The 8,286-nt window shown below is 37.2% G+C and carries 10 protein-coding genes; 3 read left to right on the top strand and 7 right to left on the bottom strand.

All coding sequences use genetic code 11. The annotated features are described in order from the left end of the window. Positions 1 to 208 precede the first annotated feature (208 nt). Positions 209 to 1,219 carry a dihydroorotate dehydrogenase-like protein gene (locus tag D5R40_RS27930; RefSeq protein WP_124146833.1) on the top strand — a complete coding sequence of 337 codons (1,011 nt, stop codon included), beginning with the start codon at positions 209 to 211 and terminating at the stop codon, positions 1,217 to 1,219. A gap of 538 nt (positions 1,220 to 1,757) precedes the next feature. On the opposite strand, the gene D5R40_RS27925 is transcribed toward D5R40_RS27930, so the two are convergent. The 6 genes from D5R40_RS27925 to D5R40_RS27905 form a co-directional block, all read right to left on the bottom strand. Further along, complete coding sequence (locus tag D5R40_RS27925) at positions 1,758 to 2,453, bottom strand: Uma2 family endonuclease (protein WP_124146834.1); 696 nt, start codon at positions 2,451 to 2,453, stop codon at positions 1,758 to 1,760. 177 nt (positions 2,454 to 2,630) lie between these two features. Beyond that, positions 2,631 to 2,723 (bottom strand): type II toxin-antitoxin system HicA family toxin, encoded by a 93-nt coding sequence (locus D5R40_RS40205; protein WP_240041671.1) that lies wholly within the window; start codon positions 2,721 to 2,723, stop codon positions 2,631 to 2,633. Next, on the bottom strand, positions 2,702 to 2,854 hold the full coding sequence (locus D5R40_RS27920; protein WP_240039137.1) for a type II toxin-antitoxin system HicA family toxin: 153 nt from the start codon (positions 2,852 to 2,854) through the stop codon (positions 2,702 to 2,704). Before D5R40_RS27920 ends, D5R40_RS40205 begins: the two co-directional genes overlap by 22 nt. Continuing rightward, the gene (locus tag D5R40_RS27915; RefSeq protein WP_124146835.1) at positions 2,847 to 3,059 is read right to left on the bottom strand and encodes a type II toxin-antitoxin system HicB family antitoxin; all 213 of its coding nucleotides are present in this window, start codon (positions 3,057 to 3,059) and stop codon (positions 2,847 to 2,849) included. Before D5R40_RS27915 ends, D5R40_RS27920 begins: the two co-directional genes overlap by 8 nt. Positions 3,060 to 3,381: 322 nt before the next feature. Next, on the bottom strand, positions 3,382 to 3,567 hold the full coding sequence (locus D5R40_RS27910; RefSeq protein ID WP_124146836.1) for a hypothetical protein: 186 nt from the start codon (positions 3,565 to 3,567) through the stop codon (positions 3,382 to 3,384). Beyond that, a complete protein-coding gene (locus D5R40_RS27905; protein WP_124146837.1) occupies positions 3,560 to 4,975 on the bottom strand; it encodes an ATP-binding protein in 1,416 nt (471 codons plus the stop codon). The genes D5R40_RS27910 and D5R40_RS27905 overlap by 8 nt, the downstream gene beginning before the upstream one ends. A gap of 200 nt (positions 4,976 to 5,175) precedes the next feature. On the opposite strand from D5R40_RS27905, the gene D5R40_RS27900 reads away from it, so the two are divergent. After that, complete coding sequence (locus tag D5R40_RS27900; RefSeq protein WP_124146838.1) at positions 5,176 to 5,358, top strand: hypothetical protein; 183 nt, start codon at positions 5,176 to 5,178, stop codon at positions 5,356 to 5,358. An 84-nt stretch (positions 5,359 to 5,442) separates the two neighbouring features. Continuing rightward, positions 5,443 to 6,177, top strand: a complete 735-nt coding sequence (locus D5R40_RS27895) for a DUF4058 family protein (protein WP_124146839.1) — start codon at positions 5,443 to 5,445, stop codon at positions 6,175 to 6,177. 106 nt (positions 6,178 to 6,283) lie between these two features. Here D5R40_RS27895 and D5R40_RS27890 read toward each other — a convergent pair whose 3' ends face one another. Continuing rightward, on the bottom strand, positions 6,284 to 7,723 hold the full coding sequence (locus D5R40_RS27890; protein ID WP_124146840.1) for a sodium:solute symporter family protein: 1,440 nt from the start codon (positions 7,721 to 7,723) through the stop codon (positions 6,284 to 6,286). Between the last annotated feature and the right edge of the window lie 563 nt (positions 7,724 to 8,286).

Genomic DNA, 8,286 nt, shown 5'->3' with positions numbered 1-8,286 from the left:
CGGTGTTGGGATTCGCAAAGATCTGGCTTTTTCCTCACAGCACCTTACAATTTATGGGCTAGAATTTGTAAGTAGCTCGATGCCGAATAGGTGTTTGTTGGGTTTATCCTACGGATGAGCTGCACTAACGGGTTTCCTCAACCCAACCTACGCCTTCTACGCCTTTTTCGCTTTTGACTTTTGACTTTTGAATTTTGAATTAAACATTATGGATATTACGACAAATTATTTAGGATTACAATTACGTTCCCCATTAGTTGTAGGAGCTGCTGCACCTTTAACCGAAGACTTAGATAATCTCAAACGGATGGAAGATGCTGGTGCTGCTGCAGTAGTTTTACATTCTTTATTTGAAGAACAACTTCGTGAAGAACGTTTGGAATTACAACATCATTTAGAATACGGCACAGAAAGTTTTCCAGAAGCTCTAACTTATTTTCCCGAACCAGAAGTATTTCATGTCGGTGTTTCGGAATATTTAAAGCATATTAGTCAGGCAAAAAAAATGGTAAATATGCCAATTATTGCCAGTTTAAATGGTTCAACCATTGGTGGCTGGACTCATTATGCTAAAGAATTAGAGGCTGCTGGTGCAGATGCTTTAGAGTTAAATATCTACAATATTCCTACTAATATGGATATGACTGGGGAACAAGTAGAACAGAATTATATTAGTATTCTGCAAGCTGTTAAATCTGAGGTAAATATTCCGGTTTCTATTAAACTTAGCCCCTTTTTTAGTAACATGGCAAATATGTCGAAAAAGTTGGTAGAAGCAGGGGTAAATGGATTAGTTTTATTTAACCGTTTCTATCAGCCAGATATTAATATTGAAGAGCTAGAAGTTGTAACTAATGTGTTATTAAGTACGCCACAAGCAATGCGTTTACCTATGCGTTGGATAGCTATTTTGTACGGTAGATTAGAAGTTGATTTTGCAGCAACTAGCGGCGTACAAAAAGGGCAAGATGTGATTAAAATGGTGATGGCAGGTGCGAATGTAACTCAGCTAGTAGGTACTTTATTACGTCATGGAATTAATCATATTCAAGTTATCGAAAATGAAATGATTCATTGGATGGAAGAACATGAATATGAATCAATAGCACAGATGCGCGGTAGTATGAGTCAAATTAATTGTCCTGATGAGAGTAAATTTGAAAGGGCGCAATATATGAAAGCCATTCAAAGTTATAAACCAGCTCAGAGTTTGGTTTAATTAGCAGTAGTAGGGTTTCAATAATGGATAATGGATAATGGATAATTGATAATTAGGGAGAGGTAATTAGGGTTTGCTGAAAAAGTCTAATGGTGATGATAGGCAACAGGGAACAGGCAACAGCGGTGCGACCCCGCGACGACGTTAGCGCAGCTCCTCCTCCGGAGGCTAGTTGCACCTGGTAGCGCACTCCTGTGAGGCAACAGTTTAGACTATCTACTACGGCCAAATTTTCTGATAGTCAGGGGAAAAGTACTAGCATTTTGAGGCGACAACAGCCAAAAACCTTGCACTTTTTCAAAATAAAAAACCCTAGAAACCTTTTCCGAAAAATTGTGGTTTAAAGCCTCCCCTTTTAAGGGGATAATAAAAAAAATTTTTCATTATTAGTCAATCCTCTCCTTGAAAAGAAGAGGTAATTATTCATTATTAATTGTTGAAAGACATTGATTACAATTTTATTCAGCAAGCCCTAATTATCAATTATCAATTATTGAAAATACCGATGCTGCTGGACATGATATGACTTAAGATATAGCTACAACTGTTCTGGATCAACACCAAGGGAACGCAACATTTGTTCAAGTCGTTCAGCTCTTTGTCGTTCCTGAAGTGCTTCCTCTTCTGGGGTCATAAACCTGTTCCCTTCAGAGTCATACCAATACAACCACTCTTGTTCGGAACGGTAATGATTACCAACTTCAGTTCCTATCCCCAGACCAATTTCTGGCATCCACACGGGATTTCCTTTTAAACGTTGGTATGCTCCATCTACCAAGTAATACACTTCAAATTGTTCGTGTTTGTCTCGCTTGGTATAATCTGGGTTATAGATGACATAATACAATACTCCCAACCGAGCGTAATCAATCATTTTTTCATTGTATTCACCCCCATAAGTTTTAGAAACAATCTCCAATACCAGTATCGGAACAACATAATTTTCCTCCCAAAGAACATAGGAGGATCGCAATTTATTATTTTTGAGTCGTGGAACTCCCAGACTGAGCAAAGCATCAGGAACTATAGCCACTCTAGGACTTGACCCGGTGGTGTGGAAAATTCCCATATTTACGCCAAAAAACCAATCAGAGTGATCGCCCCATAACTGATTTAAAATTAACATTAGCAGGTTAGGAATTAGAATTTGTATTTCGCGATCAACGGGTTTGTCGTCTGAATCAGGTAATTCGTCACTTGATGGTAGGTTGAGTAGTGGATTGTAGTTTACCATAATAATTTGATTGTGACATTTGAATTGTTTAATTTTAGTAAATAATTTGATGATTATAGAAAAATTTGTAGGGTGTGTATTTACGGATCAAATTTAGACTGTGGAAAGCATTTAACAATTCGTCATCATGCACCATTTTGGATGCGTCTGTCTATATCAATTCTTTTTTTCTGTCCATCATAAATTTGCGATAAACTCATCCGGGGTAATTTTAGCTTGTTTGAGAACGCCACTAAGAGTACCAATTTTTAATTCGTTATGCAGTGGCACGACACAAACAATTTTTCCATCTGGTAAGGGTTTTTTGAAGCGTGACTACCTGTTTGTCTGACTTGCTGGAAACCCAGACGCTCTAGGGTGCGAATTGCTTCTTTGCTGGAAATTCTTGGCAGTCTAGGCATAACTAACCTCAATATTGGTAACAAATCTTGGGGTTGTCTCGTCCGATGGCGGACACTCTTCGAGATATAGTCTTGTTGCTTCTTTAAGATTTGCTAGTGCTTCTTCAATTGTGGAACCTTGGTCAACTGTACCAATTTCAGGACATTCAGCTATATACATATCCTCTTCTCGGTAAACTATGGCAGTAAAGCTTTTTGTTTTCATGGGAATTTTTTGGGGAAGTGGTTTTGTCTATAGTAGGATACTTAAAAGGAGCAGTTTTGGCAAGAGAGGAAATGAGGAGCGATAGAACTCCGTTCCGCTGACGCGATCGCTCTTCTGTGCAGAGGATTCTTTTTTGCAGAATAAGATTTTACCATCAATATTGGGAAAAGCAGTCCAGTAGGGTGCGTTTCACTGCGTGACATGAAAATGAAATGTAACGCACCGCCCAAAATATTTCGGTGCGTTACGCTTCGCTAACACACCCTACTAGACTTGTGAATTTCCTCCCGCAACTCCTGACATTCTTTCAATTCTGGCACTCCTAATTCTGTGAAAATAGCGATCGCCTCATCGCAATACTGTCGTGACGCTTAGAAGGTGGCTCAATTAACTTCAAAGCATCTGCGTCAAGCTTCAATAATTCCAAGACATAATCAGCAGGAGGCAAACTAACTCTTCCTACCCGATCGCTTTCAACTTTCGACCCCGACTTAGATAAATCAACCATTTTCCCCATCCAACCTCTTTAAATTTTCCAACGACACACTACGAATTAAATTATGTTGTCTCAGCAGAAACTGACCACTTTCATCAACTCCCACTTCCTCAACCAAAAAGCGATCGCGCAAAGTCAGCAACGCCACCTCCTGCTCATCCTTACTACAACTCCAGTCTTCCAAATGATTCAACCAAAAACTCTCTGGCACCTCGCATCTATATATTCCAGTAGCACAAATCAACCGATAAGCATTAAGCGCATCTTTCTGCAACCGGAAAAAAGTCTTATCCAGTCGCAACTTGACTTTTTTCCGCAAGTCACGAGTATATCTGTTTAACCGAAACCTATCATCAGCACCAATTATCCCCTTACTTTTAGCCTCCTCAATACCCTTTTCCACCTCCTCAATTTCATTACCATACCTTTTCCAATAAGCTACCACATTACCATTAAAAGGTTTGCTGCCAATTTCTCCGGCAATCACCCGCAACGCCAAAGGATGACCCTCGTAAGCATTACCAATACGTTGTAAATAAGGTAGGTTAGGAGAATTTTCCTCAACCTCCAACCCAGTTTTCTCGAACAACTGCAACTGCTCCGACTTGCTCAAACCAGTCAAAGGTTGAGACACCCAGAAATTCTGATAACGTTCGGGAATTTGCCCAGGGAAATCTTGGGAAGTCAAGATAATGCGACTTTGACATTCTGGAGCAGCCAAAAATTGCTCAAAAAATCTCACCCACAACTCATCCTGAAAATCACTCCATCCCTCTTCCTCATTTCCCACCAAAATATTTTCCAGAGAATCAATAATTATCAGATACCGATGTTGCCGCAAACGATTAACTAATTTAGAGAGTAACCTTTCCACATATTGATAATCATCTTCACTGAGAGACACTCCCCACTTTTTCAACCACCGGAGAGCAACACTCCGAAAATCTTTAGTTTCTTGCTCATTATCAAAATTTTCCTGGCGAAACTTGCTCCAGTCTCCCTGCAAAAATTCTTGGTGTAGCTCCACCGCCAACTTTTCTGCCAAAGCAGTCTTACCAATACCACTAATACCAACCAGAATAACTAAGCGACAAGACTCTTTAACTTTTGTAGTTAATTCAGCTATCAGGTTTTCTCTACCCACCCAAACATCATCATAAGAAAAAAATTCAACAGTGGAATTTTGAGGTGAGGGAGGAGCGTTGTCCATAACTTCTTCCCAGTTAATCCCTACATTCTCACAAATACCAATAAAAGTATCTCGCTCAATGGGAAGACTGCGCCAAAAACGTTTTAAAGTTGCTTGTGAAGTTAGCGCTAGTCCGCACCAAGCACCCTCTGTTTTTGTCCAACCTTTCTTTTTTCTAGCTATATCAACCTTTTGTAGCCCCTCTTTAGAAGCTCTGAGAGTAACAGCCATATTTATATTTTTATATCTTCAAAGTAAATTTTATATCTTCTAAAGTAAATTTTTTATTCAGCTAAGTTTCAGTTTTAGCTCACTTTTTTTTCAAGGCAAAAGTAGTGAACTAAAACTTTTTTCTAAGGTGAGTCAAAACTTTGCTTAAAGTACAAAAATTTCATGTTCAGATAGAAATGTAACTAATAGGAGAAACCAAAATGTTTCCTAAAGAAGATATAGTTTGCACCAGTCAACCTAGCACAAATATTTTACCCATAGATCTAAATCCGTTATTAGAGCATGGAAATAGTCCAACCGCTATTATTATAGCAGTTGCTTTTCTACTCTGGGTGTTACGCCCTGTTTTGCTAGTTACTCTAAAAAGTCGAAAGAAGAAATAATATCAAGTCTGATAGAAATGTAATAATGTAGGGGCAAACTGCCCTTTACCCCTTAAAGATATAACGACCAAAGGAGAAAAATTAATGCCATCTCCATTTCCTGGTATGGACCCATATTTAGAACATCCCGATTTATGGTCGGGATTACATCTCTTTTTAATTAGCAATCTTGCTCAATTATTATCTCCCCAACTACGTCCAAAATATTTTGTTTCTGTAGAAGTCAGAATGTATGAAGACAACGATACAGAATCTTTACTTGTAGGTCTTCCTGATGTTTCAGTCCTGTCAAAAAAAAACCAAACTAACGAATCAAATTATACAGAATCTCAGGTTACAGCAACAGCAACTTCCACAAAACCTATAACAGTAACTCTGCCAATACCAATAACTATTCGCCAAGGATATTTGGAAATTCAAGAAGTAGCAACCAAGGAAGTTGTAACCACCATAGAAATATTATCTCCTTCTAATAAAAGAGGTGGAAAAGGCAGAAAAATATATCAAAAAAAACGAGAAAAAATTTTAGATAGTTTGACTAATTTTATCGAAATATATTTACTGCGTCGCGGTCAACGAATGCCTATTTTAGATCATAAAAGTAAAAGTCATTATCAGATTTTAGTGAGTCGCGGAAAGCAACGACCAAGAGCCGATCTATATGCTTTTAATATCCAAAATAAAATCCCTGAATTTCCATTACCATTACGCCCAGAAGATACTGAACCAATTATAGATTTACAAGCTTTATTAAATAATATTTATGATGTTGGCAGTTACGATTTAAAAATAGATTACACTCAAAAACCAGTACCATAATTATCAGAAAATGATGCAGCTTGGGCAGATACTTGGTTCCAACAACAAGGATTAAGATAATAATACAAAGGATAAAAGAAATGTCATTCCTGTTCCCTGTTATAGACTAATTTTTTGGCAAATTAATTAGTCTTCCGACTACAATTATTAATGCACAAACTAATACTATCGGCACCACGGGCAAAAATCCTAAAGTAAAACTTTGAGGAATCATACCTATCTGAAAACCAATAACTGCTATCTCTCCAAAAATAATCGAAATTATACAGCTAATAGGTGAAATATTTTTTCCATATAAAGCAGCAATAACTGTGGGAAATAATACTGCTAAACCTGTAAAAGATTGAGTGGCGATCGCTGCAATTGTAGCTGGGGGGTTTGCTGCAAGAGTTAAACCTATTATTGCTAAAATAACAATTAATATTTTCCCGACAAAAGTTTGTTCTGCAAGAGTAGCTTGGGGACGAATATAAATAATATAAATATCTCTAGTAATCATGGAGCTTAATGCTAAAAGTTGTGAATCAAGTGTTGACATAAATGCTGCTAAGGCACCTACCATTACTAATGAAGCAATGCCAGTAGATGTATATTCTCCTAACATCATGGGAAAAATTTTATCTGCTTCTTTTCCTACTAGGTCGGGAAAGTTAAGATGACCCCACATTCCGATTAAAACAGGACAAATAAATATTAAGGCAGTAATTAAGGGATATAAACTAGCAGAAATTTTGAGGGAATTAGCAGTTTTAGGAGTATAAAATCGCATAAACATTTGGGGAAACATCGGTACACTTAAACCCCAAATAAACATATAACTAAACCATTTATGGGGAGTGAAAAAATTATTCATTCCAGAGCGAGAGAAAAGTTCTGGTTTTAGTTGATAGACAGTGCGATTAGCTTCAGAAAAACCTCCGAGACTTTGAGCGATCGCTACTACTGCTACTATCATTAAAACTAACATTAAAATTCCTTGCAAAACATCGGTTAAAGCTACACTTCTCATGCCTCCTAAAAACACATACAATACAATAATAAAGGTTAAAAAAGCTGCTCCCCAAAAATAAGGAATTTGCCCGTTAGTTAAATTTTCAATAATATAACCTCCACCGATTGGTTGTAGGGTTAAGTAAGGTATAGTAAAAATTATCATTACTGCTAAAAATAATAATTTTAGTGGTTGACTAGGGAGGCGACTTTCAATTAATTCTGATGGGGTAATGAAGCCTTTTTCTTTTCCTAAAAGCCAAACTTTATAACCGATCAAATAAAATGTAATTCCTACTAGGGCAGTACCAAATCCCATCATGGGATAATAGCTGATACCAATACGATAACCAGCACCAGAAAATCCTAAGAAGGTAAAAGCACTAAAATTTGTGGCAATGAGAGTGAAAAATAAAACTATGGAATTAATTTTTCTATCTGCGAGGAAGTAATCTTCTGGAGTATTTTCTTGGCTGCGATAACTTATAATTCCGATGGCTAGAGTTGAGAGTAAATAGATACTGATGATTAAGTAGGGAATTAGGTTTTCTCTCACGATTTATTCTCCTTTTTAGATTCAGTTTTCCAGAATGTTTGAGAGAAAATCAAAATAGCACAAGCGAGAATAATTTGTAAAGCAATAAAATAGAAAACCCATGTTGGTAGATGGAGAATTGAAAAGGAAATTGTTTGCTTCCATGACCAAAAATCTAGGGAGAGGAGGAAAATTACGGTAAAGCAGAAATACCAGAAATAGGCAGAGTTGAAAATGTTTAGGTTTTTCATATAGTAATCTTAATTTGAGTTGTTGGATATTGTATTCTTTTAGAGAATACCGAAGCAATAAATATTAGTTGGGTATCGAAAAAGAGTGGATTGATAATATCGCGTTTCTCCTGTCTCCTGTCTCCTTCTTCAAGAGTTATATCATGTCCGGTTGAACAGTTATAAATAAATAATGACGGAGCAGTCAGGAGTCAGGAGTCAGGAAGGAAGAAAGAAGAAGGAAGAAGAAGAACAGGAGAAGGAGAAAGTTTTTTTATCACTAATTATCCGGACATGATATAACTCTTGAAGAAGGAGACAGGAGACAGGAGACAGGAGACAGGAGGAAAATTA

The sequence above is a fragment of the Okeania hirsuta genome, from assembly GCF_003838195.1.
Lineage (GTDB): Bacteria > Cyanobacteriota > Cyanobacteriia > Cyanobacteriales > Microcoleaceae > Okeania > Okeania hirsuta.
This window is presented reverse-complemented; position numbering and strand designations above follow the sequence as displayed.